Source organism: Phenylobacterium sp. (assembly GCF_036563285.1).
Lineage (GTDB): Bacteria > Pseudomonadota > Alphaproteobacteria > Caulobacterales > Caulobacteraceae > Phenylobacterium.
In genome coordinates this window covers 59,002-83,685 of the sequence record NZ_DATCMR010000003.1, presented here as the reverse complement: position 1 = coordinate 83,685, position 24,684 = coordinate 59,002, and the positions used below count along the sequence as shown (strand labels likewise).

Sequence of the window (24,684 nt, the reverse complement as noted above, 5' to 3'; positions counted from 1 at the left end):
GCCTATTCCAGCAGGAACGCCGCCATGGCCGGGACGGCGGTGCGGTCCTGGATCATGAACAGGTGGCCGCCTTCGAAGAATTGCAGCCGCGCGCCGGGGATGCGCCCCGCCATCCGTTCCTGCGTCTCCGGCAGGGCGATGCCGTCGTACCTGCCGGCCGCGATCATCACCGGGCAGGCGATCTGGGGGAGCCGGTCCCACGCGTCGTGCTGCGCCCGCGCCTCCAGCTGCCGGTGCGCGCCCGCGGCGCGGCCAGGCTCGCCGGCGAACGGGTCTGCGGAGGAGAGCTCCACCAGCTTCGCGTAGGCCTCGGGATGCTCGCGCGCCCACTGGTCCGTGCGCCGCACGTCGCTGATCGGGATCAGGTAGCGGGCGCGGGCCTCGCCCTTCAGGCGCTCGATCTCGTGGAACGGGAAGGACGATCCGCCTTGCCCGCCCGGCGACGTGCAGGCGAGCACCAGCTTCTTCACTCGCCGGGGGTGCCGCAACACCAGCTCCTGGGCCACCATCCCGCCGAACGAGACGCCCATGACGAAGGCCTCGTCCCAGCCGAGCTCGGCCATCAGCGCCGCGGCGTCGTCGGCATAGTCGGCCATGGAGTAGGCGACGTCCGGCTTCTCCGACCGGCCGAGCCCGCGCTGGTCGTAGGAGACCATGTCGAAGGATCGCGGCAGCGGTCCGTCGAACTGGTTGGGCCTGTTGCGCAGGTCGCCGCCGGTGCCGGAGATGAAGAGCAGGGGCGGGCCCGAGCCCGCCCGCTCGTAGTAGAGCTCGACGCCGTTGACCCGGCTAGTCGGCATCGTCCCAGGGCGCCGGACCATCCGCCGCCGCTACGGCCGCGGCGGGCGCCTTGGCCTTCTTCTTCGGCGCCGCCTTCTTCTTGGCCGGGGCCTTCTCGGCCTTGGCCTTGGGCTCGGCCTTGGCCTTCGCCGCCCGGGCCGGCTTCTTCTTGCCCCCGCCCTTGGCCTCGCGCTCGGCCAGCAGTTTCACCGCCTCCTCGAGCGTCACCGCCGTGGGGTCCGCGCCGCGCGGGACGTTGGCGTTGGTGGAGCCGTGCTTGATGTAGGGGCCGTAGCGGCCAGAAAGCACCCGCACCGGCTGGCCGTCGGCCGGGTGCGCGCCTAGCTCCTTCAGCGCCGCGGCCTCGCCGCGTCCCGGCCGCCCGCCGGCCCGCTTCTGGGCGAGCAGGTCGACGGCGCGGTTGATCCCCACCTCGAACACCTCGTCGACGCCCGACAGGTTCGCGTAGGTGCCGTTGTGCTGCACGAAGGGGCCGTAGCGGCCGATGCCGGCCAGGATCATGCCGCCGTCCTCGGGGTGGTTTCCCACCTCGCGCGGCAGCCGCAGCAGGCGCAGGGCCTTCTCCAGGTCCATGGCGGCGGCCGACCAGCCCTTCGGCAGGCTGGACCGCTTCGGCTTCTCGCCCTCGCCCAGCTGCACATAGGGCCCGAACCGGCCGTTCTTCAGCCAGACGGTCTCGCCGGTCGCGGGATCGACCCCCAGCTCGCGGTCGCCGTTCTCCCCGGCCTCGCCCTCTTCCGGCACGGCCAGGGGGCGGGTGTGGCGGCATTCCGGATAGTTGGAGCAGCCGATGAACGGCCCGAACCGGCTGGACTTCAGCCCCATCCGCCCGGTGCCGCACACCGAGCAGGCGCGCGGGTCCGCGCCGTCCGGCTTCGGCGGGAACAGGTGGTCGCCCAGCGCAAGGTCGAGGGCGTCGAGCACCTCGCTGATGCGCAGCTCGCTGGTCTGGCCCACCTGGGCGATGAAGTCCGTCCAGAACTCCCGCAGCAGGACCTTCCAGTCGAGCTCGCCGGCCGAGACCAGGTCGAGCTTCTCCTCCAGGTCGGCGGTGAAGTCGTACTCGACGTACTTCTTGAAGTACTCCTCGAGGAAGGCGGTCAGCAGCCGGCCCTTGTCCTCGGGGATGAAGCGGTTCTTCTCCATCCGGACGTAGGCGCGGTCGCGCAGCACGGTCAGGATCGAGGCGTAGGTCGAGGGCCGGCCGATGCCGAGCTCCTCCATCTTCTTCACCAGGGACGCTTCGGAGTAGCGCGGCGGCGGCTCGGTGAAGTGCTGGTCGGCCTTGGCGGAGCGCACCTGGGCGGCCGCGCCCTCGTTCACCTGCGGCAGGCGGCCGCCTTCCTCGTCGTCCGGGTCGTCGCGGCCTTCCTCGTAGACCGCAAGGTAGCCGTCGAAGAGCACCACTTGGCCGGTGGCGCGCAGGCCGGTGCGGCCGTCGGCGCTCTCCAGGTCGATGGTCGTGCGCTCGATCCGGGCGGACTCCATCTGCGAGGCGATCATCCGCTTCCAGATCAGCTCGTAGAGCCGGCCGAGGTCGCCCTCCAGGCGCAGGCGCCCGGGGTTGCGGGCCAGGCTGGTCGGGCGGATCGCCTCGTGGGCCTCCTGGGCGTTCTTCGCCTTGGAGGAATAGATGCGCGGCTTCTCCGGCACGTACTGCCGGCCGTAGATCCCGCCGATCACCTCGCGCGCCTCGTCCAGCGCCTCGGGCGCGGTCTGCACGCCGTCGGTCCGCATGTAGGTGATCAGGCCGACGGTCTCGCCGCCGATGTCGATGCCCTCGTAGAGCTTCTGGGCGGCCTGCATGGTGCGCTGCGCCGAGAAGCCGAGCTTGCGCGACGCCTCCTGCTGCAGGGTCGAGGTGGTGAAGGGCGGCGGCGGCGAGCGCCGGGCCGGCTTCTTCTCGACCGCGGCGACCTTGAAGGTCGCGGCCTTGACCGCGTCGCGGGCGGCGAAGGCCAGGCCCTCGGCGCCCAGGTCGAACTTGGTGAGCCGCTTGCCCTCGTGCTTCACGAGGCGCGCGGTGAAGGGGTCGGCGCCGGCGGAGACCTCGGCGTCCACGGTCCAGTATTCCTGGGTGCGGAACTTCTCGATCTCGATCTCGCGATCGACGATCAGCCGCAGGGCCACCGACTGCACGCGGCCGGCCGAGCGCGAGCCCGGCAGCTTGCGCCACAGCACCGGCGACAGCGTGAAGCCCACCAGATAGTCCAGCGCGCGGCGCGCCAGGTAGGCGTCCACCAGCTCCATGTCGATGTCGCGAGGCTGCTTCATGGCCTCGGTGACGGCGGTCTTGGTGATGGCGTTGAACACCACCCGCTGCACGGTCGCGTCCTTGATGGCGCGCTTCTTCTGCAGCACCTCCAGCACGTGCCAGGAGATCGCCTCGCCCTCGCGGTCGGGGTCGGTGGCCAGGATGATGCTGTCGGCCCCCTTGGCGGCGTCGGCGATGTCGTTGAGGCGCTTGGCGGCCTTCGCGTCCACCTCCCACGACATGGCGAAGTCTTCGTCGGGACGCACCGAACCGTCCTTGGCCGGAAGGTCGCGCACGTGGCCGTAGCTGGCCAGCACGGTGTACCCCGAGCCCAGGTACTTGTTGATGGTCTTGGCCTTTGCGGGGCTCTCGACGACGACGACAGCGTTCATTCGGGGGAGATTCTGGGTCCGGACCGGGGGAAAAAGAGCGCGGAAGGTGGGGGTGCGTCACGGCCCCTGTCAACGGTCGCTGGCGGCGCACGCCACGCTCCCCCTAAAGGGGGAGAGATCGTGCAGGCTCCTCTCCCGAGAGCGGCAGCGAACCGGAGAGGGTAGGGTGAGGGCCGGCTGGGCCGGCTCCGGATGACCGTCCGAGGCCGTCGGTCCGGCATCCGGCACGATGCGGTCGCACGAGCCGGCCCTCACCTCACCCTCTTCCAAGCCTTGGCTTGGGAGAGGGCTCTATCCCACCGCCACCATCCCGCCCGGCAGCAGCTCGGCGCGGCCGGCGAGCGACAGCTCCACCAGGGCGGCGAACACCTGCGCGGCCGGGGCGGCCGCGGCGCGGACCAGCTCGTCACGGCTCACCGGGGTGGGGGAGAGAAGGTCGGCGATCCGCTCGCGCAGTGCATCGTCCACCTCGGCGGGCTCACCCGTCGCATAGCGCTCGCCCGGTTCGCGGAAGCCGCGCAGGCCTTCCAGCGCGCGCAGCACGTCCTCGGCGCCCTCGCAGATCGCCGCGCCCTGGCGCAGCAGGTCGTTGGTCCCTTTCGCCCGCGGGTCCAGCGGCGAGCCCGGCACGGCGAGCACCTCGCGGCCCTGCTCGGCCGCCAGCCGGGCGGTGATTAGCGAGCCGGAGCGCAGCTCGGCCTCCACCACCACGACGGCGCGCGAAAGGCCGGAGATGATCCGGTTGCGGCGGGGGAAATCGCGGGCCGTCGCCGTGCGGCCGGGCTCGCTCTCCGACACCACGCAACCGGTCGCGGCGATCTGGCCGTAGAGGCGGGCGTTGTCCGGCGGATAGACGTCGTCCACCCCGCCGCCCAGCACCGCGACGGTGCCGGTGGGCAGCGCGCCTTCGTGCGCCGCCGCGTCGATCCCGCGCGCCAGCCCGGAGACCACCACCTGGCCGGCCTGGCCGAGCTCGGCGGCAAGCCCGCGGGCGAACCGCTGGCCGGCGGCCGAGGCCACCCGCGCCCCCACGATGGCCACGCTGGGCCGGTCCAGCAGCTCCACCCGGCCGCGGCACCACAGCAGCGGGGGCGGCGGGTCGAGCGCCGCGAGCGCCTGCGGGAACTCCGGCTCGCAGGCGGCGATCAGCCGGGCGCCAAGCACGGCGCCGGCCGCCAGTTCGGCCTCGGCCTCCGCGGGCGAGGGGATCTTGATCCCGCCCATGCGTCCGCCGCGCCGCGCCAGGTCGGGGAGGGCGGCTAAGGCCTTGCCAGCCTCGCCGTAGCGGCCGATCAGCTGGTCGAAGGTGACGGGGCCGACGTTCTCCGCGCGCGCCAGCCGCAGCCAGTCGACGCGCTGGGCGTTGGTGAGCCTGCGCAGCACTAGGCCTCGGTCTCCGCGGCCTTCTTGGCGCCGCCGATCCTGGGCTCTTCGCCCTTCAGCAGTCGCCGGATATTGGGCAGGTGCCGGACGTAGATCAGGATCGCCATGAACAGCGCCAGCAGCGCGATCGGCTCCGGCCGGTCCAGCAGGAAGACGAAGACCGGCGCCAGCGCCGCCGCCGCAAGCCCGGCGAGCGCCGAGATCCGGAACAGCAGCGCCATGAGGATCCAAGTCGCCCCGGCCGCCACGCCGACCGGCCAGGCGGCCGCAAGCAGGGTCCCGAAGAAGGTGGCCACGCCCTTGCCGCCCCGGAACCGCAGCCACACCGGGAACAGGTGCCCCACGAAGGCCGCCCCGCCCGCCAGGGAGGTCAGCACCGCCTGCGCCTCAAGCGACTGGTCGCGGGTCGCCAGCCACGCGATCAGGACGGCCACCGCGCCCTTGCCGCCGTCGCCCAGCAGGGTGATCGCCGCAAGGTCCTTGCGGCCGGTGCGCAGGACGTTGGTCGCCCCGATGTTGCCCGAGCCGATCTTGGTGACGTCCCCGGCGCCGCCCAGCCGCGTGGCGATCACCCCGAACGGGATCGATCCCAGCAGGTATCCGCCCACGAGGGCGGCGGCGATGAGCACCGGACCGAGTTCGTTCAGCATGGCGTCCCCTTCAAGCGCGGCAGTGGTAGCGCCTCCGGAACGTTCGGGGAACGCCGAAATTCGTCAGAGCGAGGCCCCGTCGAACGGCTGCACATTGAGCGCCTGGATGTCGACGCCGTGCAGGGCGCGCGCGTTCACCGCCACCGTGCCCGGCCCCTGCACGAACGGGGCGACGCCGCAGGTCTTGCAGAAGCGGTGGATCAGCTTGTGGCTCTTGAAGGTGAAGGCGCCCATCGCCGCGTCGTCGGTCTTCAGCCGGAACGCCGCCTCGGGGACGAACCAGTGGAGGTAGCCCTTCGGCCGGCAAATGGAGCAGTTGCAGTCGATGACCTTCTCGATCTCGCCGTCGGCCTCGAACGCCACCGCCCCGCACTTGCAGCCGCCTTCATGGGTCATGGTCCGCTCCAGCATTTCTGATGAGAGGGATATCCTCGTTCGGCTAGGCTGCGCGCACAAGCCGCGAGGAGCCCCGCCATGACCGACGCCGCCGCCTACGACATCGAGACCGAGGTGCTCTTCGAGCCCGGCGAGCACATCGACGTGGCTGCCATCGCCGCGGCCCAGGCGCCGTGGTGGAACCGCACCCTGTGCGCGGTGAACGGGTCGGTGGTGCGCCTCGGCGTCCTGGAAGGCGACTTCCACTGGCACAAGCACGACGACGAGGACGAGTTCTTCCTGGTGCTGGAAGGACAGCTCGACATCAACCTGGAGGGCGGCCGCACGGTGGTGCTGAAGCCCGGCCAGGCCGTCACCGTGCCCAGGGGCATGCTGCACTTCCCCCACGCCCGCGGCCGCACGGTGGTGGTGATGGTCGAGAGCGCCGGCGTCGTGCCCACCGGCGACTAGATCGCCGCACTCATTCTTTGGCGCTGGAGCGGCCTGCGGATACGCTGTCGGAGAGGATCTTTGACAAGTAAATCCAGAGACTTACGCGATCACGAGAGTTGTCGCGCTGACTCGCTCAACTAGGCCTGACACGGCGTGTAACACGCCTCAGGCGCTGTAGACGGTCCGCCCGTCCACCAGGGTCCTGAGCACCTTGCCCTGCAGCCTGCGCCCGTCGAACGGAGAGTTCTTCGACTTCGAGATCAGCTTGTCGGCGTCGACGATGACGGGGGCGTTGGGGTCCACCAGCACCAGGTCCGCCCGCGCGCCCTTCGCCAGCCGCCCGGCCGGCAGCCCCAGCAGGTCGGCGGGCGCGGACGTGACCGTGCGGATCAGGTCGATCAGCTTGACGTGCCCCTCGTGGTGCAGGGTCAGCAGGGCCGGCAGCAGGGTCTGCAGCCCCACCGCCCCAGGCGCCGCCTCGTCGTAGGGCAGCCGCTTGTCCTCGGCCGGCGCGGGGGCGTGGGCGGAGACGATGACGTCGATCAGCCCGGACGCGACGGCCTCGATCACCGCCAGCCGGTCGTCCTCGCTCCGGAGCGGCGGGTCCAGCTTGCAGAAGGTGCGGTAGTCGCCGATGTCGATCTCGTTGAACGACAGGTGGTTGATGGAGGTGGTGGCCTTCACGTCGAGGCCCTTGTCCTTCGCCCGCTTCAGGCTCTCCAGCGCCGCGGCCGTGGTCACCTGGTCGACGATCAGCCGCGCCCGCGTCAGCTCCGCCAGCGCCAGGTCGCGCTCCAGCCCGATCTTCTCGGCGATGACCGGCACGCTCGGCAGCCCCATCCGCGAGGCGAACTCGCCCGCCGTGGCCGCGGCGCCCGCCGACAGCCAGGGGTCCGCCGGCCGGTGCGCCACCGGCACCCCGAAGCTGCGGGCATAGGCCAGCACCCGCTGGAAGACCTTGGAGTCGACGATCGGCCGGTCGGCGTCGGTGACATAGAGGCAGCCGGCGTCGCGCATCAGCCCGATCTCGGCCATCCGCTTGCCCTCGCAGCCCTTGGTCGCCGCCCCGGCCGGGTAGACGTTGACCAGCTCGATGTCGCGGGCCCGGCGCAGGATGAAGTCCACCACCGAGGGATCGTCCGCCACCGGCAGGGTGTCGGGCTGCACCACCATCGAGGTGACCCCGCCGGCCGCCGCGGCCCGCGCGGCGGACTTCAGGGTCTCCTTCGGCTCCGCGCCTGGCTCCCCGGTCTTCACCCGGATGTCGATCAGGCCGGGAATCAGGAGCTTGCCCTGGCCGTCGATCACCTCGATGTCCGCCGAGAGCTTGCCGGGGCCGGCGCCTCGCACGACGTCGGCGATCACGCCCTCGGTGACGATCACCGCGCCGGGGCCGTCGTAGCCGCTGGCCGGGTCCAGCAGGCGGACGTTGGCGAAGGCGAGGGGCCGCGCGTTCATTGGTTGTCCAGCCGCTCGGCCAGCGCGGTCAGCACCGCCATCCGCGCGGCGACGCCCATCTCCACCTGGTCCTGGATCAGGGAGACGGCCAAGTCGTCGGCCACCTCGGAGTCGATCTCCACACCCCGGTTCATCGGCCCCGGGTGCATGACCCGCACGCCCTCGGCCGCATGGGCCAGCTTCTCCCGGTCGAGGCCGAAATAGCGGAAGTACTCACGCTGCGACGGCGCCATGACCCCGTCCATCCGCTCCAGCTGCAGCCGGAGCATCATGACGACGTCGCAGCCGGCGATGCCCTTCCTCATGTCGTGGAAGATCTCGACGTTCCAGCGGTCGGCGGCGGTGGGCATCAGCGTCGGCGGCCCCACCAGCCGCACGTGCGCGCCCAGCATCTGCAGCAGCGCGATGTTCGAGCGCGCCACGCGGCTGTGCAGGATGTCGCCGCAGATCGCCACCTTCAGCCCGGCGATCCGCCCGAAGGCGCGGCGCATGGAGAGCGCGTCCAGCAGCGCCTGGGTCGGGTGCTCGTGCTGGCCGTCGCCGGCGTTGATCACCGAGCAGGTGACCTTCTGCGAGAGCAGGGACGCGGCCCCCGACGAGGAGTGGCGCACCACCAGCAGGTCCGGCTGCATGGCGTTCAGGGTCACGGCCGTGTCGATCAGGGTCTCGCCCTTGGCGATCGACGACTGGCGGGGGCTCATGTTGACCACGTCGGCGCCCAGCCGCTTGCCGGCGAGCTCGAAGGAGCTCTGGGTCCGGGTGGAGTTCTCGAAGAACAGGTTCATCAGCGTGCGACCCTTGAGCAGGTCGAGCTTCTTCGAGGTCTGGCGGTTGAGGCTTACGAACCCGTCGGCGAGGTCGAGGAGGTTGGCCACCTCCACCTCGTTCAGGTCGAGGACGGAAAGGAAATGCCGCTGCGGAAACGGAAAGGTCCTTCCCAGGACCTCGGCCAGACCAGGCGGCGCGTCTTTCATCAAAGCGCCGTCTTAGGCGCCTTTTCCGGCGCCGCCAAGCGCCCTATGTCCAGCCAAGCTTAACGACGGGGGACGAAAATGGCGGTCAGCCTCAACACCTATGTGGACGGCTATCTGAAAGGGCTCACGACCTTGGAGCACCTGCTGGAGCGTGGGCTCGCCTTCGCGAAGGAGCAGGGCGTCTCGGAAGCCGAGATGCTGGAATGGCGCCTGGCGCCGGACATGTTCAACCTGCGCCAGCAGGTGATGACGGTGGCCAGCTTCACCAACCAGTGGGTGGCCCGCGCCATGGGCGACCCCGATCCCGCCCCGTTCGAGGGTGAGCCCGGCCTGGCCGAGCTGCGCGCGCGGATCGCCCAGACCCGCGCCTTCCTGCAGGGCCTGGAGCCCGGCAAGCTCGACGCCCGCGCCGACGAGCCCCTGACCGCCGACCTCGGCGTGGTCTCGCCGACGCTCCCCGTCGCCCAGTGGGTGACCGGCTTCCTCACCACCAACTTCTATTTCCACCTGTCGATGGCCTACGCGATCCTCAGGAACCGGGGCGTGCCGCTCGGCAAGCGCGACCTGTTCGCCGGCGGGCTCTAGGGCTCGCGGCGGCGGTCCAGGGCGCCCTGCAGGATCCAGGCGGCCGCGGCCTTGTCGACCACGTCGGCGCGCCGCGCCCGCGTCATGTCGGCCTCCGAGATCAGCATCCGGTTGACGGCCATCGAGCTCATGCGCTCGTCCCAGAAGGCGATGGCCAGATCGTCGCGTAGCCTGAGCAGGTTCCGCCCAAAGGCCCGCGCCGACTGGCAGCGGGGGCCTTCGGAGCCGTCCATGTTCACCGGCAGGCCGATGACGATGCCCGCGGCCCGCCGGGTCTCCATCAGCTTGAAGAGCGCCTTGGCGTCGTCGGTGAACTTGGTCTTGCGGATCAGGTCGAGGGGGCTGGCGATGCTCTGGGTGGCGTCGGAGACAGCGACCCCGATGGTCTTCTCGCCGAGGTCGAGGCCCACAAGGGGGGCGCTTTTCGGAAGGTCGGCGAGCTCGACGATGGCCATGGCGCGGGCTGTGGCATAGTCGGCCCCGGGGGGGAAGCTTTGGACCTGCTGAAGGCGATCCAGGACAGCGGCTTGGGCGTGTGGATCCGCGAGTCCTCGTGGGCGCTGTTCGCCGCACTCATCGTGCACACCATCAGCATGGGCTTCGTGGTGGGCACGGGGCTGGCGATCGACGCGCGGCTGCTTGGGGTGGCGCGCGGCGTGCCGCTGGCGGCGCTCAGGCGGCTGCTGGCGGTGGCAGGCTGGGCGCTGCCGTTCGTGGTGCTCTCCGGACTGGTGCTGGTGATCGGCTATCCGGCCAAGGCGCTGACCAACCCGCTATTCTACGCCAAGCTCGCCGCGCTTGCCGTGGCGCTGGCGCTGACCTGGCGCATGGTGCGCGAGCCGCCGAGCTGGGCCCGTCTGGGGGCGCTCCTGTCGATGCCGCTCTGGGTCCTGGGCGTCGCGGGCGGGAGGTTCCTCGCCTACACCCACAAGATCCTGCTGGTGTACTGAGATGGACGTCGAGGCCATCGCCGCCTTCGGACGCGACAGCGGCATCCACGGCTTCATGAACACCAAGTGGGGCTGGCCCACGATCGAGTCCGTGCACTTCATCGCGCTGTCGGTGCTGCTGGGCTCGGTGGGGCTGTTCGACCTGCGGGCGCTGGGCTTCGCCAAGGCGATCCCGATGCCCGCCCTGCACCGGCTGGTCCCGTTCGGGGTAGCGGCGTTCGCGGTGAACGTCGTCACCGGGGCGATGTTCTTCGTGAGCGCCCCAGACCAGTACATGTTCAACCCAGCTTTCCGGCTGAAGTTCGCCTGCATGGCCGTGGCCGGATTGAACGTGATCGTCTTCTACTCGGCCTTCGCCAAAGGCATGCGGGGCGGCGAGGGGGTCTCGGCGAGCCTGCCGGTGAAGATCGTGGCCGCCGTCTCGCTGGGCGCCTGGATAGGCGTCATGATGTTCGGCCGGCTGATCACCTACTTCCGCCCGCCGTACCATTGGTGCTTCGCCTGCTGAGCAGCCTTGCATTTTGGCGCCCGCGGCGGCTAACCCACGCCCCTGAGTTTTGAGGAGGGGCATATGGCCATCGACGCGGCGACCGTGCGCAAGGTCGCCAGGCTCGCGAGGATCGCCGAGCCCGAGGAGAAGCTGGAGCCGCTGGCGAAGGAGCTCTCGGGCATCCTGAACTGGATCGAGCAGCTGAACGAGGTCGACACCGACGGCGTGGAGCCGATGACCACGGCGGTGCACGCCACCCTGCCGATGCGCGAGGACGTGGTCACCGACGGGGGCGACCCGGCCCGCGTGCTGGCCAACGCGCCGAAGGCCAACAAGGGCTTCTTCGTCGTGCCGAAGGTGGTCGAGTAATGGCCGAGCTCACCTCGCTGACGCTGAAGGCCGCGCTCGACGGCCTCGCGGACAAGTCGTTCTCCTCGGTTGAGCTCACCCGGGCGCACGTCGAGGCGGTGGAGGCTGCGCGATCGCTGAACGCCTACGTCCTGGAAACCCCGGACAAGGCGCTGGATATGGCCAAGGCGTCGGACGCGCGTCGCGCGCGGGGCGAGGCCGGCGCGCTGGACGGCGCGCCGCTGGGCATCAAGGACCTGTTCTGCACCGAAGGCGTCCGCTCGACCGCCGGCTCGAAGATCATCGGCGAGTTCACGCCGACGTACGAGAGCACCGTCACCGCCAACCTATGGCGCGACGGGGCGGTAATGCTGGGCAAGCTCAACATGGACGAGTTCGCGATGGGCTCGTCCAACGAGACCTCGGCCTGGGGCCCGGTCGTGAACCCCTGGCGGGCGAGGGGCGGCAACGCCCAGCTGACGCCTGGCGGCTCTTCCGGAGGCTCGGCCGCGGCGGTGGCCGCCGAGCTGTGCCTGGGCGCCACGGCGACGGACACCGGCGGCTCGATCCGCCAGCCGGCGGCCTTCACCGGCACGGTGGGGATCAAGCCGACCTACGGCCGCTGCTCGCGGTGGGGCGTCGTGGCCTTCGCCTCGTCGCTGGACCAGGCCGGCCCCATGGCGCGGACGGTCGAGGACGCCGCCATCCTGCTGCGCTCGATGGCCGGGCACGACCCGAAGGACTCCACCAGCCTGCCGGTGGAGACGCCGGACTTCGCCAGCTTCTGCGGCAAGTCGGTGAAGGGCCTGCGGGTCGGCGTGCCGAAGGAATACCGGGTGGACAACATGCCGCCCGAGATCGACGCGCTCTGGGAGCAGGGGATCGCCTGGCTGAGGGAGGCCGGCTGCGAGATCGTCGACGTCAGCCTGCCGCACACCAAGTACGCGCTGCCAGCCTACTACATCGTGGCCCCGGCCGAGGCCTCCTCGAACCTCGCTCGCTACGACGGCATGCGCTACGGCCTGCGGGTGGAGGGCGCCAACCTCACCGAGACCTACGAGCGCTCGCGCGCCGAGGGGTTCGGGGCGGAGGTGAAGCGCCGGATCCTGATCGGCACCTATGTGCTCTCGGCCGGCTATTACGACGCCTACTACCTGAAGGCCCTGAAGGTGCGCCGGCGCATCGCCGACGACTTCGACCAGGCCTGGCAGACCTGCGACGCCCTGCTCACGCCCACCGCGCCGTCGGCCGCCTTCCAGCTCGGCGACAAGTCCGACGATCCGGTCGCCATGTACCTGAACGACATCTTCACGGTGACGGTGAACCTGGCCGGCCTGCCCGGCATGAGCGTTCCCGCCGGCCTCGACGCCAATGGACTGCCGCTCGGCCTGCAGCTGATCGGGAAGGCGCTGGACGAGGGGACGCTGTTCTCCCTTGGCTCGGCGCTGGAGAAGGCCGCCGACTTCAAGGCCCGACCCCAGAAGTGGTGGTGACATAGAAAAAGGGCCCGTCCAGCGGACGGGCCCTTTCGCCGTGCTCCCATGAGGAGCGGCGTCTTACTTGATCTTGTCGAACTCGGCCTGCAGGGCCTTCAGCTTGGCGTCGTCGAGCGCGCCCTGGCTCATCGGAGCCACCTGGGCCAGCGTCATTTCGCCGATCTGGTCGTAGAACTGGGTGATTTCCGGCAGGGCCTTCTCAAGGGCGGCCTTGGCTTGCGCGTTCTTGATCAGGTCGGAGATCTTGGTCGTCTCGACGGAGATCTTGGCCGAAGCGGACGCGGCGGCCGGGGCCTGTTGGGCGATGGCGGGCGCAGCGGCCAGCGTCGCGAGGGCGGCGAGCGCCGCAGCGGTAACGAGTTTCATAGGTAGTTCCTTCCCCGACGGGTCAGTTGTGATCTGGACGGCGTAAACTTGAGCCCTTTTTCCGCTTCGCGCGCAAGTGAACTTGTCGCCATGCTTCCCTCTGGCGCAGGCGCGCACTAGTAGGGGCGCATGAGCGAAACCAAGCTGATCCAGGGCCGCACCGGCCCGTGGGAAATCGTCCTGGGCCTCGAGGTCCACGCCCAGGTGGCTTCCAACGCCAAGCTGTTCTCCGGCGCGGCCGTGGGCTTCGGCGCGGGGCCCAACGAGCAGGTCAGCCTGGTGGACGCAGCCATGCCCGGCATGCTGCCGGTGATCAACCGCCGCTGTGTGGAGCAGGCGGTGCGGACCGGCCTCGGCCTCAAGGCGCAGATCAACCTGAAGAGCCACTTCGACCGGAAGAACTACTTCTATCCGGACCTGCCTCAGGGCTACCAGATCAGCCAGTACAAGGACCCCATCGTCGGCGAGGGCGAGGTCATCGTCGAGCTCGACGACGGGACCAGCTTCACGGTGGGCATAGAGAGACTCCATCTGGAGCAGGACGCGGGCAAGAGCCTGCACGACCAGGACCCGGGCGCGACCTACGTCGACCTCAACCGGGCGGGCACGGCGCTGATGGAGATCGTCTCGCGACCGGACATGAGAAGCGCCGAAGAAGCAGCGGCTTACGTCAAAAAGCTGAGGACGATCCTGATCTACCTCGGCACCTGCGACGGGGACATGGAGAAGGGCAACCTGCGGGCCGACGTGAACGTCTCGGTGCGCCGGCCGGGCGGCGAGCTCGGCACGCGGTGCGAGATCAAGAACGTCAACTCGTTCCGCTTCATGCAGCAGGCCATCGAGTACGAGGCGCGCCGGCAGATCGAGATCCTCGAGGACGGCGGCAAGATCGACCAGGAGACCCGGCTGTTCGACCCCGGCAAGGGCGAGACGCGGTCCATGCGGTCCAAGGAGGAGGCCCACGACTACCGCTACTTCCCCGACCCCGACCTGCTGCCGCTGGAGCTGGACCCCGCCTGGGTGAAGGAGATCGAGGCGAGCCTTCCGGAGCTGCCGGACGCCAAGAAGGCCCGGCTGCAGTCGCAGTACGGCCTGTCGGCCTACGACGCCGGCGTGCTGATCACCGAGCAGGCCCGCGCGGAATTCTTCGAGACGGCGGCCAAGGGGCGCGACGCCAAGCTGACCGCCAACTGGGTGACCAACGACCTGGCCGCGCGACTGACGGCCGCAGGGCTGGAGATCACCGAAAGCCCGATCAAGCCGGACGCCATCGGGGAGCTGGTGCAGCTCATCGAGGAAGGGGTGATCTCCTCGAAGATCGCCAAGGACGTCTTCGAGCGCATGTGGGCGGGCGAGGGCCGGGCCGGCGAGATCGTCGAGAAGCAGGGCCTGCGCCAGGTGTCCGACACCGGCGAGCTGGAGAAGATCATCGACGACCTGATCGCCGCCAACCCCGGCCAGGCAGCCGCGGTGAAGGACAAGCCGCAGGCGATCGGCTGGTTCGTGGGGCAGGTCATGAAGGCCACCGGCGGCAAGGCCAATCCGGGGGCGGTGAACCAGCTCCTCAGGAGCAAGCTCGGCCTGGCCTAATCTTGGGGGGCTTGAGCCCTAGCGGGCCGGGACCATGTCGAAGATCTGGCCCGTGCGCTCGTTGACGAGGGCGTAGCCGCCCGGCACGCGCACCCAGTTGTAGCCGCTGGGCGGGGGACGCAGCCGCAGACGAGAGGGCTCCTGGATCGGCCGGCCTTCGGCTTGCGGCGGCAGGTAGCCGCCGCGCCGGACGCCATAGGCGCCGCGCGGCCGCTGCGGGCCGTCGTCAGGTCCGCCGGGCGGACGTTCCCAGCGCTGGCCGCCGCGGTCGCCGCCGCGTCCGCGGCCCGGGTTGTCGCCCACGTCGCGCCAGCGGCCGCCGCCGCGTTCCATGTCGTTGCCGCCGCCGCGGTTTCCACCGCCGCCGCCGCGCTGCTCCCAACCGCCGCCCCGGCCGTTCTGTGCGATCGCCTCGCTGGAGGCCAGCGGGGCCGCGACGGCGAAAGCGGCGGCGAGCGTCAGGATCAGGCGTCTCATCGCCGGGGTCCTCAAGAAACGACTCTTCGCCAGGTTCGAGGCCATCCTCGCCCCGTGAGCGTGAACTGGGGCTGAACGCGGGCCGCAGCCTAGCGCAGCAGCGCCGAAATCACCTGGCTGATCAAGCCCGTCTGCGTCTGCGCCAGGTAGTACTGGTCGCCGACGCGCACCCACCGCTGGCCATAGGGCGCGGGCGGCAGGGAATATCGGGAGGGCTCGGCGACGTAGTACTGGCTCGAGAGATAGGTGGGCGGCAGGCGTTCGCCCTGACCCCACATCTTCTTCGCCTGGCCGGGCGGCATGCCGTGGGGCTTCTTGGCCAGGCCCGGCGGCGTGGCGCTGGAATGGGCGCCGTGCCCCTTGCCGGGGTTGTCCTTGGCGGTGGCGGCGACAGGCGCGGCGACGGCGAATGCTGCTGCGGCGGCCACGATGATAACCTTCATGGTGCGTTCTCCTCGTGGTCCCTCGTGGATACAGAACGTCCCGTGGAGCGGAAGGGTCCGCTCTGCCCTTGTGCCGAGCTGCGCCCTGGCCATCTATCCCAGGACAAGCGAAGGAGACGCCCCATGCCGCAGCCGATCGAGTTGCACTACTGGCCCACGCCGAACGGCCACAAGGTGACGATCGCGCTGGAGGAGATGGGGCTGCCCTACGAGATCAAGCCGGTGAACATCGGCCGTGGCGACCAGTTCAAGCCCGAGTTCCTGGCCATCAGCCCCAACAACCGCATGCCCGCCATCGTCGACCCCGAGGGGCCGGACGGGCAGCCGATCTCGGTCTTCGAGAGCGGGGCGATCCTGCAGTACCTCGGCCGCAAGACCGGGCAGTTCTACGGGACTGACGAGCGCAGCCGCGTGGCGGTCGAGGAGTGGATGTACTGGCAGATGGCCAACCTCGGCCCGGTCAGCGGCCACGGCAACCACTTCCGCAACTACGCGCCCTCGATGACGTCCGACCAGCGGCACCTGGCCTATGGGGCCATCCGCTTCACCAACGAGGCGCACCGGCTCTACGGGGTGATGAACAAGCAGCTGGAGGGCCGCGAGGGCCTCGCCGGCGACTATTCCCTGGCCGACATGATCACCTGGCCCTGGGTGGGCGCCTGGAAGATCCTCGGCATCCACATGGACGAGTTCCCCAACGTGAAGGCCTGGCACGCCCGCATCGGCGAGCGCGAGGCGGTGAAGCGGGCGATGGCCAAGGCCGAGGAGATCCGCCGCGGCCCGGGCCTTGCGGCCTCCGGCAAGGAGGCCGAGGAGGCCCGCAAGATCCTGTTCGGCCAGCGGGCGCGCTGAGCGGCGGGCAAGTTATTCCGCCAGTCGAAGGCGCGAATTCTTTGGCGCGGTTCTGATCCTGTCGTTTTGACAACAGACGGCTTAACCATGTGTTCAGGCTAACAAGCGTTTTCTATGTCCCGTAATGGCCGGATAGGGCTCCAGAACCGGAGCTTTCCGGCCCTTCGAAAGGGACAAGTGTCATGCCGTCGAGCATGGAAGTTGCGACCGAAGGCCTACCGCTTCCGACCCCGGATGCGACCGGCGACGAGCTCTTCCGCCTGGGCCTGCTCTATTCGACGGGGCAGGGCGGCGCGCCGTTGGACTACGTGTCGGCCCACATGCTGTTCAACCTGGCCGCCATGCGCGGCTCGGTGGAAGCCAAGGTCTACCGCAAGGAACTGGCCGACGAGATGGCCTCCGACGAGGTCGCCGAGGCCCAGCGCCAGGCGCGCGAGTGGCTCGCCCAGGGCTGAGCCGCCCGCCACTCCCGCTCGCGGGCCAGACCCGCTCAGGCGGTGAGTACCGACGACGGGCGCGTCGGCGCTGACCGGCTGATCTGCTGCCGCGCCCATTGGGGTGGGGAGGCATCCTCGAACGCCGCCTCCCGCGCGCGGTATCCGGTCGGATCGACACCGTAGGCGCCCCGGAACGCGCGCGAGAACTGGCTTCGACTCGCATAACCTACGGTGGCGGCAATGACCTTCACGGGCAGGACGCCGACTTTCAACAGGTGCGCGGCGGTTCGCAGCCGGACGGCTTGCACGAACTCGGCCGGCGTACTGGCGTAGTGGTCGCGAAACGCGCTTGCGAACGCCGACCTGCTCATGCCCGCGGTTTTGGCCAGCGACGACACGGTGTGCGCCGCGCCGGGCTGCTCCAGGACGGCCGTCACCGCGCGCGTCAAGCGGACATCGCCGAAAGCCGACAACAGCCCCGCGCTCACGTCGGCCCGGGCCATCTGCTGCCGCAGCAGCAGCACCAATGCCTGCTTCATGAGGCACTCGGTCACCACTCGCGTTCCGGGGCGCGGGGCGGAGAGCTCGGACAACATGAAGTCCATGATGGCCTGCAGGGGCTCAGTCGGGTCCAGGCTCGCGACCAGCGGCTCCTTGAGGTGATCGAACAGGCCTGGGCCCACATCCCCGGGAGCGGTCAGCACACCGCAGGCAAGCACTACGTCCGCTGAGCCCGCCATCGCATTGAAGCTCACCATCCCGTCCGTGAACATTCCACAGGATTGTCCGGCGACCACTTCGCGAATTTCCCGGCCTGGCACGACGATGCTCTTCTCGACGTCGCGGGGAACGATGATGATGTCGTGCTGTCGGAACGCCGCCCGCCGACCGCCGCAGTCGAGCGCCCCTTCGCCCTTCAACACCAGATGCAGAAGAACCCGCGGCACCGCGGGGACCACCAGCCGCCATCCCTTGCCGACCTGGCAAATGGCGAAACTGTCGAGCCCGACCTCGAAGCCCTGCATCAGGCGGTCGAGGGCGAGGGGTGACGGGTAGCTGGCCACAGTCACGTCCTCATCACCGGTCCTAAGCAGACCCTGGACGCTCCAGCACCTTGGCTGGCGTCGAGGGCACCTGCGCCACCTAACGCCCGGACAGCTCGCGCGTTCATGATGTCGATCAGCCGGTCGGGCCGCAGTCTCGCGCGGCGCTCGTCCAGCTTAGGTGAGGACGGGAGTCAGGTACGGATGTCGGACCCGCTGCTAGCGGAGATGGTGCAGCTGCTGCCCAAGCTGCGCGCCTACGCGCTGGTCCTCACGCGGTGCGTCTCCGCGGCTGACGATCTCGTACAGGACGCGCTGCTCCGAGGGTGGCGGTTTCGCGAGGGCTACACGCCGGGCACCAATCTCAAGGCTTGGCTGTTCCGCATCCTGCGCAACGAGTTCCTGAGCCAGGCGCAGACCCGGCGTCTGCTGGTCGAAGATCCCGACGGCCGACTGGCGGCGGGCCTTGCGACGGAGCCCTGCCAGGAGTTCAACCTCCGCTACAAGGAGCTTTTGGCGGGCCTGGAGTTGCTCTCGGCCGACACCAGGGACGCTGTGGTTCTCACACTGGCGGCCGGCTTCACCTATGCGGAAGTCGCCGAACTGTGCGGTTGCCGCATCGGAACCGTCAAAAGCCGCGTCAACCGCGGCCGGGAGTTGTTGATCCGTCACCTCGAGCCGGCCACTCCGATACGCGCCGCTGGCAAGCAGAGAGCACCAGACCCGACTCGTCGCAGTTCCCGCGGTCCCGGCCGGAAAGCCGAGAACCAATGGGCAAGCTACCGCCAGGTGGAGGGGAGCGGCTGATGGCCAGATATACGCTCCGCGTCTACGAGCCTGACGGTTCGTTCGCCTTCGGCGCCACGCTCAACTGCCGTGACGATGCCGCAGCGATGCGGAAGTTCGGGTCTATGCCTTTCGACGGCCGGCGGGCGGAACTCACGTCCGGGAAGCGTCTCCTGGCGGTCCACGTGGGCGCAGCCGCGCCCGTGGAGTCGATCTTCGAGGCCGCTCGGCCGCTCAAGCGCAGGCCGTTGCCCACGACCGTCTCTTTCGGTAAGGAAGGCGTCCCCCTGGAACGCCTTGCGCACGGTCGCACTCAATCGGCTCCAAGCGGCCAACGGGGCGGGTGAAAACCCGAACGAAAACAATCTGGTGACGTGGCCGAGTGGCTGAAGGCAACGGTTTGCTAAATCGTCATACGTGAAAGCGTATCGAGGGTTCGAATCCCTCCGTCACCGCCACTTTCTCTTCCGTAAAACAGCTTCAACGCGACCGCCGGGCCGAGCCCGCGTCAGCGCCGCGCGCGCCGCTTGGGCCGTTCCGTCGTGTCGCAGGGCAGTTCGGCGACGCGCTCGGCCCCCCGCCAGAGCTCCACGGTGGGCGTTCCGGCGTCGCACATGGCATGGGCGAGCTTTTCCGCCTCCGCCTGGTCGGCGGCTTCGATCCATTCGCCCCACCGGATCTTGCCGGCAGGGTCGAGGAGGTAGGCGCGGTAGGTGGGCACGGTTTCACGCGAGGTGGGGGAGGGGCGCGGGATATAGCCCCGCGCCCCTGCCGCTTGAAGGCCGTGCGACCGCATGACGCTTGGCCGTAGCGGTCAGCGCCGCCGGGCGGCTTCTTCCGCCGCCTTGCCCTTGTTCGCCTCCGAGATGACGTAGTGGAAGATGTTCTCGGACTCGCCGGCCGCGAGGATCCCCTTGAACGAGGGCATGCCCTTCGGCGCGCGCGCGCCGCCGATCACGATGGCGTCCCATTCGGCGAAGCTGCGCAGCGTCGGCGAGTAGCGCAGGTCGGGGATCGACTTGTCCGCGATGGCCGCCGCGCCATGGCAGCCGGCGCAGACCCGGGCGTAGGAGCCCTGGCCGTCGATCACCTGCTCGTTGGTGCCGCTCATCAGCGGCGGGTCCAGCGTCCGCCCACCCGTGGCGACGGCCTGCACCGGCTGGCTCGGCAGCTGCCCCTTCGCGCCCAGCTTGAAGACCAGGATGCGAGAGTTGTTGGCCGACAGCGGGTTGGTGCGCGCCACGCCGGTCGGCAGCCCGCGGGCGCCCACCAGGATCGCCACATATTGCTCGCCGCCGATCATGTAGGTGGAGGGCGCGGCCACGACCTTGGCCTGCACAGGCGCGCTCCAGAGCTTCTCGCCGGTCCTGGCGTTGTAGGCCGAGAAGAAGCCGGTGTGGTCGCCGGAGAACACCAGGTCCGAGGCGGTCACCATGGTCCCCGAGGCGCCGTAGTCCTTGTTCGCCGCCCGCCAGACTTCCTTCTGCTTCACCGGATCCCAGGCCTGCAGGTAGCTGCGGACGTTGCCGCGCTGAGGCGCGCCCGGCTGTGCGTAGAGCCTGGTGATGCCCTCGGAGGCGCCGATGGTGCCGGTGTTGTAGGTGCGCGGGTTGATCTTGAACTTGTCGGCCGGGAGCTGCTCCCATCCGGAGTTGTTCTCGGTCACCGGGATGTAGACGAGACCCGTGCGCGGGCTGAACGACATCGGGTGCCAGTTGTGGGCGCCCAGCGGCGCCGGCCAGACGATGGCGGGCTTGTTCACGCCATAGCGCGCGGCGGGGTTCTCCACCGGCAGCCCGGTCTTCATGTCGATGCGGAAGGCCCAGTTGGCGGGCGCGAACTTCTCGGCCGACAGCAGCTTCCCGGTCTTGGCGTCCCACACATAGAAGAAGGCCGTCTTCGGCGCCTGCATCAGCACGTGGCGCACCTTGCCGCCGATCTTCAGGTCGGCGGTCATCAGCGGGTTGGTGACGTCGTAGTCCCACTCCTCGCCCGGCGCGTGCTGGTAGTGCCAGACGTACTTGCCGGTGTCGGCGTTCACCGCGATCACCGAGGAGACGTAGAGGTTGGCGCCGCCGCCGGGGCTGCGCAGCTCGCGCGACCAGGACAGTCCGTTGCCGGTGCCGAAATAGACGAGGTTGGTCTTGGGGTCGTAGAGGATGGTGTCCCAGGCGGTGCCGCCGCCGCCCAGCTTCCAGAACTCCCCGTTCCAGGTCTTGCGCGCCCGCTCCAGCTCCGGCGTGGTCGGGTCGCCCGGCTTGCCCGGGACGGTGTAGAAGCGCCACTTCCGCTTGCCGGTCTCGGCGTCGTAGGCGGAGACGTAGCCGCGGACGTTGTACTCGGCGCCGCCGTTGCCGACGATCACCATGCCCTTCACCAGGCGGGGCACCTGGGTGATGGTGTAGGAGCCGCCGGTCTCGCCCGTCTGCACGCTCCAGACCTCGCGGCCGGTCTTGGCGTCGAGCGCGATCAGCCGGCCGTCGAGGGCGCCCAGGTAGACCTTGCCCTTCCAGACGCCGACGCCGCGGTTGACGACGTCGCAGCAGGCGATCTGGCCGACCGCCGGATCGACCTTGGGATTGTAGTCCCAGAGCTTCTGGCCGGTCCTGGCGTCATAGGCCTTCACGTGGCTCCAGGCGGTGGTGATGTAGAGCACGCCGTCGACCACTACCGGGGTGGCTTCCTGCCCGCGCTCGGTGTCCACGTCGCCGTACCAGGCGAGGCCCAGGTTCTTGACGTTGGCGGCGTTGATCTGGGTGAGCGGGCTGTAGCGCTGCTCGTCGTAGGTGCGGCCCGCGGACATCCAGGTCCCGGGCTCCTTGTCGGCCGCGAGCTGGCGGGCGAAATCGACGGCCGCCGCCCCGCGCGGGGCTGGGCCGTTCTGCGCATTGGCGATCAGCGCGCCGCCCAGCACGAGCGACAGGGCGAGGCCCGCCGCGACCACCGATTTACGCATGATGTTCTTCCCCGACTTCGTTCTTCTTGGCGGCGAGCCGAATCCCGTCAGGTCACCGCCGCGCGCTGGCGGAACTCTGGCCGGTCGTAGGCCCGCGTGGCAAGCACCTCGCGCAGGATCGCGGCCGCGTCAAACACCTCGGCGTGGCTGAGGATCAGCGGCGAGAAGCCGAACCGCAGCACGTCGGGGGCCCGGAAGTCGCCCACCACGCCGCGGGCGATCAGCGCCTGGACGATGGCGTAGCCGTCGGGATGGGTGAGCGAGACGTGCAGCCCGCGGGCCTGCGGATCGCGCGGGGTGGCCAGGGTCAGCTCGCGGCAATGCTCCGACACCAGGTCGATGAACAGCTGGGAGAGCTGCAGCCCCTTGGCCTCGACCGCCGCGGGGTCGGCCTGGACCTGCAGGTCGAGGGCGGCCTCCAAGGCCGCGATGCCGAGGATGGCGGGCGTGCCGCAGAGCTGGGCCCGGATATCTCCGGCCGGACGATAGGCATCTTCGAAGGCGAAGGGCTCGGCGTGGCCCATCCAGCCGGAGAGCGGCGAGCGGATCTGCGCCTGATGCCGCTCGGCGACATAGAGCCAGGCCGGCGCCCCCGGTCCGCCGTTCAGATATTTGTAGCCGCAGCCGACGGCGAGATCGGCGCCGCTGGCGTTCAGGCCTGCGGCCAGGGCGCCGGCGGTGTGGGAGAGATCCCAAAGGACGAGCGCGCCCTTGGCGTGCGCCGCGGCGTTGACCGCCGCCATGTCCCAGCGCCGGCTGGTCCGGTAGTGGACGTGGGTGAGGACGACCACGGCGGTGTCCTCGTCGATGGCGTCCAGCAGGGCGTCCGGGGCGACGGTCTTCAGCTGCGCGCCGGAGAGACCCGCCAGCCCCTCCAGCACGTAGAGGTCGGTGGGGAATTCGCCGGCGGTGGACAGGATCGTGCGCCGGCCGGGGCGCAGCGAGAGCGCTCCGGCGGCCAGCTTGAAGAGGTTCACGGAGGTGGAGTCCGCCACCGCCACCTCGTCGGGCTTGGCGCCCACCAGCCGGGCGAGCTTGGCGCCGGCCCGGAGCGGCGCGTCCATCCAGCCGTTGACGTTCCAGCTGGCGATCAGGTCGAAGCCCCACTCGCGCGAGGCCACATCCGCCAGCCGCGCGTGCGCCGCCTTGGGCGGCGGGCCCAGCGAGTTGCCGTCCAGGTAGATCAGCCCCTGCGGCAGCCCGAAGGCGTCGCGGAACGGCGCCAGCGGGTCGGCGGCGTCGAGGGCCAGGGCGTCGTCCCGCGTGATCGGCATGAGCGCTCTTTAGGGCCGCCGAAAAAGCCTGACCAGCGCGCGCGAGGCTGTGCTTAGATGATCGCCGCTATGCCGCGCGGGCGCCAAGACCCGCAGGGCAGGGGGAGAACCAGACCATGATGTCCATGAAGTCCGTCGCGCTCGCTTCCGCGCTCGCCATCTCGTTCGCACTCGGGGCGCCAGCCGTCGCGCAGCAGGCCCGCGCGCCCGCCGCCGCCCAGGCGCAGCCCGCCTGGCCGGGCCTCCCGCCGGGCGCGGTGGAGGAATACGCCGTGATGCGCGACGGCACGCGGCTAGCCGCCAACGTCTTCAAGCCGCAGGGCGCGGGACCGTGGCCGGTGGTGCTCTCGCGGACTCCCTATCTCAAAGATGGCCGCGGCAGCGGCCCGCAGCTCGCCGCCCAGGCCAAGCGCTACACCGACGCCGGCTACGTCTTCGTGCTGCAGGACGTTCGCGGCAAGGGGAGGAGCCAGGGCTTCTACTCGGCCTTCGAGAACGACATCGAGGACGGCTACGACAGCGTCGAGTGGGCCGCCGCCCAGCCGTGGAGCAACGGCAAGGTCGGCATGACCGGCGGCTCGGCGCTCGGCATCACCGCCAACCTGGCCGCCACCTCGGCGCCGCCGCATCTGGTGGCCAACTATGTGGTGGTCGCCCCCTCGGACCGGCTGCCCTACAGCTATCCGGGCGGCGTGATGAAGGAGAAGGACACCATCGGCTGGCTCTCCGGCCAGGGCGTGTCCCAGGCGGTGCTGGACCGCACCCGCACCCGGGCGGTCGACGACGTGACCTGGCAGCGGGTCTCCATGGTGCAGAACCGCAGGTACATCCGCATCCCGACGTTCCACGTGGGCGGCTGGTACGACATCTTCAACGGCGGGACCGTCGAGAACTTCCAGTGGCTGCAGAACCACGGCTCGAAAGGCGCGCGCGGCAACCAGAAGCTGATGATGGGGCCGTTCGGCCACGGCAACCTGTCCGGCGACCTGGCCTACCCCGGCAATGACCGCCTGGCGCTGGGCGGCGACCAGGAGATCCGCTGGTTCGACTACTGGCTGAAGGGCGTCGACAACGGCATCATGGACGAGCCGCCGGTGAGCTACTTCATGATGGCCTCGGCCAAGAAGGGCGCGTTCTCGCCGAAGAACCGGCAGCTCACCTCGGCCAACTGGCCGCCCGCCAACCGCGAGGTGCGCTACTACCTGACGCCGTCGAAGGTGCTGACCACCAAGGCGCCGACCCGGGACGAGGCGAAGGCCAGCTACCGGTTCGATCCCGCCAAGCCCGTGCCAACCTTCGGCGGGGCCAACCTCACGTTCGAGCGCGGGCCGATGGACCAGCGCGCGGTGGGCGAGCGCCAGGACTACCTGCGCTTCCAGACCCCGCCGCTGGAAAAGGACGTGGCCATCGCCGGGCCGGTGAAGGTGGAGCTCTATGCGGCGACCGACGGGCCGGACACCGACTTCGTCGCCAAGCTGGTGGACGTCTATCCGGACGGCTACGAGGCGCTGGTCCTCGACGCCCCGATCCGCGCCAGCTTCCGCAAGGGCCGCACCCGCGACGACATCATGCCGATGACGCCGAACGCGCCGGAGAAGCTGGAGATCGACCTCTGGCCCACCGCCATCACCTTCGAGAAGGGCCACCGGATCGCGGTGCACATCTCCTCGTCGAACTCGCCCAGGTTCGAGGTGAACCCGAACACCGGCGAGCCGCCGGGCCAGCGCAAGGCCAAGCCGCGGGTGGCCGTCAACACCGTCTACATGGACGAGAGCCGGCCCTCGGCCATCGTGCTGCCGGTGGTCTATCCGCTCGACGTGAAGTGAAACGCGCCCCTCTCCCCCGCGGCGC

At 69.9% G+C, this 24,684-nt stretch carries 26 protein-coding genes and 1 tRNA gene; 12 read left to right on the top strand and 15 right to left on the bottom strand.

The genetic code is table 11. The annotated features are described in order from the left end of the window. Positions 1-2: 2 nt before the first annotated feature. From VIL76_RS02525 to VIL76_RS02505, 5 genes are all read right to left on the bottom strand, one after another. On the bottom strand, positions 3-800 hold the full coding sequence (locus VIL76_RS02525; protein ID WP_332043414.1) for an alpha/beta hydrolase: 798 nt from the start codon (positions 798-800) through the stop codon (positions 3-5). Next, positions 790-3,447 carry a type I DNA topoisomerase gene (gene topA / locus VIL76_RS02520; protein WP_332043413.1) on the bottom strand — a complete coding sequence of 886 codons (2,658 nt, stop codon included), beginning with the start codon at positions 3,445-3,447 and terminating at the stop codon, positions 790-792. The genes VIL76_RS02525 and topA overlap by 11 nt, the downstream gene beginning before the upstream one ends. A gap of 291 nt (positions 3,448-3,738) precedes the next feature. Then, positions 3,739-4,830 carry a DNA-processing protein DprA gene (dprA, locus tag VIL76_RS02515; protein WP_332043412.1) on the bottom strand — a complete coding sequence of 364 codons (1,092 nt, stop codon included), beginning with the start codon at positions 4,828-4,830 and terminating at the stop codon, positions 3,739-3,741. Next, a complete protein-coding gene (plsY, locus tag VIL76_RS02510; protein WP_332043411.1) occupies positions 4,830-5,480 on the bottom strand; it encodes a glycerol-3-phosphate 1-O-acyltransferase PlsY in 651 nt (216 codons plus the stop codon). The genes dprA and plsY overlap by 1 nt, the downstream gene beginning before the upstream one ends. 63 nt (positions 5,481-5,543) lie before the next feature. Next, a complete protein-coding gene (locus VIL76_RS02505) occupies positions 5,544-5,876 on the bottom strand; it encodes a GFA family protein (protein WP_332043410.1) in 333 nt (110 codons plus the stop codon). 78 nt (positions 5,877-5,954) lie between these two features. Here VIL76_RS02505 and VIL76_RS02500 point away from each other — a divergent pair, with 78 nt between their 5' ends. Further along, complete coding sequence (locus tag VIL76_RS02500; RefSeq protein ID WP_332043409.1) at positions 5,955-6,326, top strand: cupin domain-containing protein; 372 nt, start codon at positions 5,955-5,957, stop codon at positions 6,324-6,326. Between the two features lie 147 nt (positions 6,327-6,473). Here VIL76_RS02500 and pyrC read toward each other — a convergent pair whose 3' ends face one another. Together pyrC and VIL76_RS02490 are read right to left on the bottom strand one after the other, a co-directional pair. Further along, positions 6,474-7,766 (bottom strand): dihydroorotase, encoded by a 1,293-nt coding sequence (gene pyrC, locus VIL76_RS02495; RefSeq protein ID WP_332043408.1) that lies wholly within the window; start codon positions 7,764-7,766, stop codon positions 6,474-6,476. Beyond that, entirely contained in the window at positions 7,763-8,740 is a 978-nt protein-coding gene (locus VIL76_RS02490; protein ID WP_332043407.1) for an aspartate carbamoyltransferase catalytic subunit, read from the bottom strand. The genes pyrC and VIL76_RS02490 overlap by 4 nt, the downstream gene beginning before the upstream one ends. A gap of 78 nt (positions 8,741-8,818) precedes the next feature. On the opposite strand from VIL76_RS02490, the gene VIL76_RS02485 reads away from it, so the two are divergent. After that, positions 8,819-9,325, top strand: a complete 507-nt coding sequence (locus tag VIL76_RS02485) for a DUF1993 domain-containing protein (RefSeq protein WP_332043406.1) — start codon at positions 8,819-8,821, stop codon at positions 9,323-9,325. Here the strand turns inward: VIL76_RS02485 and ruvX are convergent. Beyond that, positions 9,322-9,780 (bottom strand): Holliday junction resolvase RuvX, encoded by a 459-nt coding sequence (gene ruvX / locus VIL76_RS02480; RefSeq protein ID WP_332043405.1) that lies wholly within the window; start codon positions 9,778-9,780, stop codon positions 9,322-9,324. The genes VIL76_RS02485 and ruvX overlap by 4 nt on opposite strands. 39 nt (positions 9,781-9,819) lie before the next feature. Here ruvX and VIL76_RS02475 point away from each other — a divergent pair, with 39 nt between their 5' ends. From VIL76_RS02475 to gatA, 4 genes are all read left to right on the top strand, one after another. Next, positions 9,820-10,275 carry a hypothetical protein gene (locus VIL76_RS02475; protein ID WP_332043404.1) on the top strand — a complete coding sequence of 152 codons (456 nt, stop codon included), beginning with the start codon at positions 9,820-9,822 and terminating at the stop codon, positions 10,273-10,275. Position 10,276: 1 nt separating this feature from the next. Further along, positions 10,277-10,783 (top strand): hypothetical protein, encoded by a 507-nt coding sequence (locus VIL76_RS02470; RefSeq protein WP_332043403.1) that lies wholly within the window; start codon positions 10,277-10,279, stop codon positions 10,781-10,783. 63 nt (positions 10,784-10,846) lie between these two features. Next, positions 10,847-11,134 (top strand): Asp-tRNA(Asn)/Glu-tRNA(Gln) amidotransferase subunit GatC, encoded by a 288-nt coding sequence (gene gatC, locus VIL76_RS02465; protein WP_332043402.1) that lies wholly within the window; start codon positions 10,847-10,849, stop codon positions 11,132-11,134. Then, complete coding sequence (gene gatA, locus VIL76_RS02460) at positions 11,134-12,606, top strand: Asp-tRNA(Asn)/Glu-tRNA(Gln) amidotransferase subunit GatA (RefSeq protein WP_332043401.1); 1,473 nt, start codon at positions 11,134-11,136, stop codon at positions 12,604-12,606. The genes gatC and gatA overlap by 1 nt, the downstream gene beginning before the upstream one ends. A gap of 63 nt (positions 12,607-12,669) precedes the next feature. On the opposite strand, the gene VIL76_RS02455 is transcribed toward gatA, so the two are convergent. Next, the gene (locus tag VIL76_RS02455; protein ID WP_332043400.1) at positions 12,670-12,975 is read right to left on the bottom strand and encodes a hypothetical protein; all 306 of its coding nucleotides are present in this window, start codon (positions 12,973-12,975) and stop codon (positions 12,670-12,672) included. A 129-nt stretch (positions 12,976-13,104) separates the two neighbouring features. On the opposite strand from VIL76_RS02455, the gene gatB reads away from it, so the two are divergent. Further along, positions 13,105-14,565 (top strand): Asp-tRNA(Asn)/Glu-tRNA(Gln) amidotransferase subunit GatB, encoded by a 1,461-nt coding sequence (gatB, locus tag VIL76_RS02450; RefSeq protein WP_332043399.1) that lies wholly within the window; start codon positions 13,105-13,107, stop codon positions 14,563-14,565. Between the two features lie 18 nt (positions 14,566-14,583). Here the strand turns inward: gatB and VIL76_RS02445 are convergent, their stop codons facing one another. Beyond that, complete coding sequence (locus tag VIL76_RS02445; protein ID WP_332043398.1) at positions 14,584-15,042, bottom strand: RcnB family protein; 459 nt, start codon at positions 15,040-15,042, stop codon at positions 14,584-14,586. Between the two features lie 89 nt (positions 15,043-15,131). After that, positions 15,132-15,485: an RcnB family protein gene (locus tag VIL76_RS02440; protein ID WP_332043397.1), complete on the bottom strand. Its 354-nt coding sequence runs from the start codon at positions 15,483-15,485 to the stop codon at positions 15,132-15,134. 123 nt (positions 15,486-15,608) lie between these two features. On the opposite strand from VIL76_RS02440, the gene VIL76_RS02435 reads away from it, so the two are divergent. Beyond that, positions 15,609-16,337 carry a glutathione S-transferase N-terminal domain-containing protein gene (locus VIL76_RS02435; protein WP_332043396.1) on the top strand — a complete coding sequence of 243 codons (729 nt, stop codon included), beginning with the start codon at positions 15,609-15,611 and terminating at the stop codon, positions 16,335-16,337. A 182-nt stretch (positions 16,338-16,519) separates the two neighbouring features. Next, positions 16,520-16,792 (top strand): sel1 repeat family protein, encoded by a 273-nt coding sequence (locus tag VIL76_RS02430; protein ID WP_332043395.1) that lies wholly within the window; start codon positions 16,520-16,522, stop codon positions 16,790-16,792. A gap of 35 nt (positions 16,793-16,827) precedes the next feature. Here the strand turns inward: VIL76_RS02430 and VIL76_RS02425 are convergent, their stop codons facing one another. After that, entirely contained in the window at positions 16,828-17,838 is a 1,011-nt protein-coding gene (locus VIL76_RS02425) for an AraC family transcriptional regulator (protein WP_332043394.1), read from the bottom strand. Positions 17,839-18,021: 183 nt separating this feature from the next. Between VIL76_RS02425 and VIL76_RS02420 the strand changes: the two genes are divergently transcribed. Beyond that, positions 18,022-18,624 (top strand): sigma-70 family RNA polymerase sigma factor, encoded by a 603-nt coding sequence (locus VIL76_RS02420; protein WP_332043393.1) that lies wholly within the window; start codon positions 18,022-18,024, stop codon positions 18,622-18,624. Between the two features lie 347 nt (positions 18,625-18,971). Then, a tRNA-Ser gene (locus tag VIL76_RS02415) sits at positions 18,972-19,061 on the top strand. Between the two features lie 50 nt (positions 19,062-19,111). Here the strand turns inward: VIL76_RS02415 and VIL76_RS02410 are convergent. From VIL76_RS02410 to kynU, 3 genes are all read right to left on the bottom strand, one after another. Continuing rightward, on the bottom strand, positions 19,112-19,324 hold the full coding sequence (locus tag VIL76_RS02410) for a hypothetical protein (RefSeq protein ID WP_332043392.1): 213 nt from the start codon (positions 19,322-19,324) through the stop codon (positions 19,112-19,114). Positions 19,325-19,417: 93 nt separating this feature from the next. Then, positions 19,418-21,559 carry a PQQ-dependent dehydrogenase, methanol/ethanol family gene (locus tag VIL76_RS02405; protein ID WP_332043391.1) on the bottom strand — a complete coding sequence of 714 codons (2,142 nt, stop codon included), beginning with the start codon at positions 21,557-21,559 and terminating at the stop codon, positions 19,418-19,420. A gap of 47 nt (positions 21,560-21,606) precedes the next feature. Then, on the bottom strand, positions 21,607-22,833 hold the full coding sequence (gene kynU, locus VIL76_RS02400) for a kynureninase (protein WP_332043390.1): 1,227 nt from the start codon (positions 22,831-22,833) through the stop codon (positions 21,607-21,609). 116 nt (positions 22,834-22,949) lie between these two features. Here kynU and VIL76_RS02395 point away from each other — a divergent pair, with 116 nt between their 5' ends. Beyond that, on the top strand, positions 22,950-24,659 hold the full coding sequence (locus tag VIL76_RS02395; protein ID WP_332043389.1) for a CocE/NonD family hydrolase: 1,710 nt from the start codon (positions 22,950-22,952) through the stop codon (positions 24,657-24,659). Positions 24,660-24,684: the final 25 nt, after the last annotated feature.

Bases quoted from the DNA above. Each gene is read 5' to 3' on its own strand.
- VIL76_RS02505 (WP_332043410.1), bottom strand. From the start codon at position 5,876: ATGACCCATGAAGGCGGCTGCAAGTGCGGGGCGGTGGCGTTCGAGGCC.
- gatC (WP_332043402.1), top strand. From the start codon at position 10,847: ATGGCCATCGACGCGGCGACCGTGCGCAAGGTCGCCAGGCTCGCGAGG.
- VIL76_RS02420 (WP_332043393.1), top strand. From the start codon at position 18,022: ATGTCGGACCCGCTGCTAGCGGAGATGGTGCAGCTGCTGCCCAAGCTG.
- VIL76_RS02395 (WP_332043389.1), top strand. From the start codon at position 22,950: ATGATGTCCATGAAGTCCGTCGCGCTCGCTTCCGCGCTCGCCATCTCG.
- VIL76_RS02435 (WP_332043396.1), top strand. From the start codon at position 15,609: ATGCCGCAGCCGATCGAGTTGCACTACTGGCCCACGCCGAACGGCCAC.
- VIL76_RS02445 (WP_332043398.1), bottom strand. From the start codon at position 15,042: ATGAGACGCCTGATCCTGACGCTCGCCGCCGCTTTCGCCGTCGCGGCC.
- plsY (WP_332043411.1), bottom strand. From the start codon at position 5,480: ATGCTGAACGAACTCGGTCCGGTGCTCATCGCCGCCGCCCTCGTGGGC.
- kynU (WP_332043390.1), bottom strand. From the start codon at position 22,833: ATGCCGATCACGCGGGACGACGCCCTGGCCCTCGACGCCGCCGACCCG.
- pyrC (WP_332043408.1), bottom strand. From the start codon at position 7,766: ATGAACGCGCGGCCCCTCGCCTTCGCCAACGTCCGCCTGCTGGACCCG.
- VIL76_RS02440 (WP_332043397.1), bottom strand. From the start codon at position 15,485: ATGAAGGTTATCATCGTGGCCGCCGCAGCAGCATTCGCCGTCGCCGCG.
- topA (WP_332043413.1), bottom strand. From the start codon at position 3,447: ATGAACGCTGTCGTCGTCGTCGAGAGCCCCGCAAAGGCCAAGACCATC.
- VIL76_RS02525 (WP_332043414.1), bottom strand. From the start codon at position 800: ATGCCGACTAGCCGGGTCAACGGCGTCGAGCTCTACTACGAGCGGGCG.
- VIL76_RS02455 (WP_332043400.1), bottom strand. From the start codon at position 12,975: ATGAAACTCGTTACCGCTGCGGCGCTCGCCGCCCTCGCGACGCTGGCC.
- VIL76_RS02405 (WP_332043391.1), bottom strand. From the start codon at position 21,559: ATGCGTAAATCGGTGGTCGCGGCGGGCCTCGCCCTGTCGCTCGTGCTG.
- VIL76_RS02470 (WP_332043403.1), top strand. From the start codon at position 10,277: ATGGACGTCGAGGCCATCGCCGCCTTCGGACGCGACAGCGGCATCCAC.
- gatA (WP_332043401.1), top strand. From the start codon at position 11,134: ATGGCCGAGCTCACCTCGCTGACGCTGAAGGCCGCGCTCGACGGCCTC.
- ruvX (WP_332043405.1), bottom strand. From the start codon at position 9,780: ATGGCCATCGTCGAGCTCGCCGACCTTCCGAAAAGCGCCCCCCTTGTG.
- gatB (WP_332043399.1), top strand. From the start codon at position 13,105: ATGAGCGAAACCAAGCTGATCCAGGGCCGCACCGGCCCGTGGGAAATC.
- VIL76_RS02490 (WP_332043407.1), bottom strand. From the start codon at position 8,740: ATGAAAGACGCGCCGCCTGGTCTGGCCGAGGTCCTGGGAAGGACCTTT.
- VIL76_RS02500 (WP_332043409.1), top strand. From the start codon at position 5,955: ATGACCGACGCCGCCGCCTACGACATCGAGACCGAGGTGCTCTTCGAG.
- VIL76_RS02430 (WP_332043395.1), top strand. From the start codon at position 16,520: ATGCCGTCGAGCATGGAAGTTGCGACCGAAGGCCTACCGCTTCCGACC.
- VIL76_RS02485 (WP_332043406.1), top strand. From the start codon at position 8,819: ATGGCGGTCAGCCTCAACACCTATGTGGACGGCTATCTGAAAGGGCTC.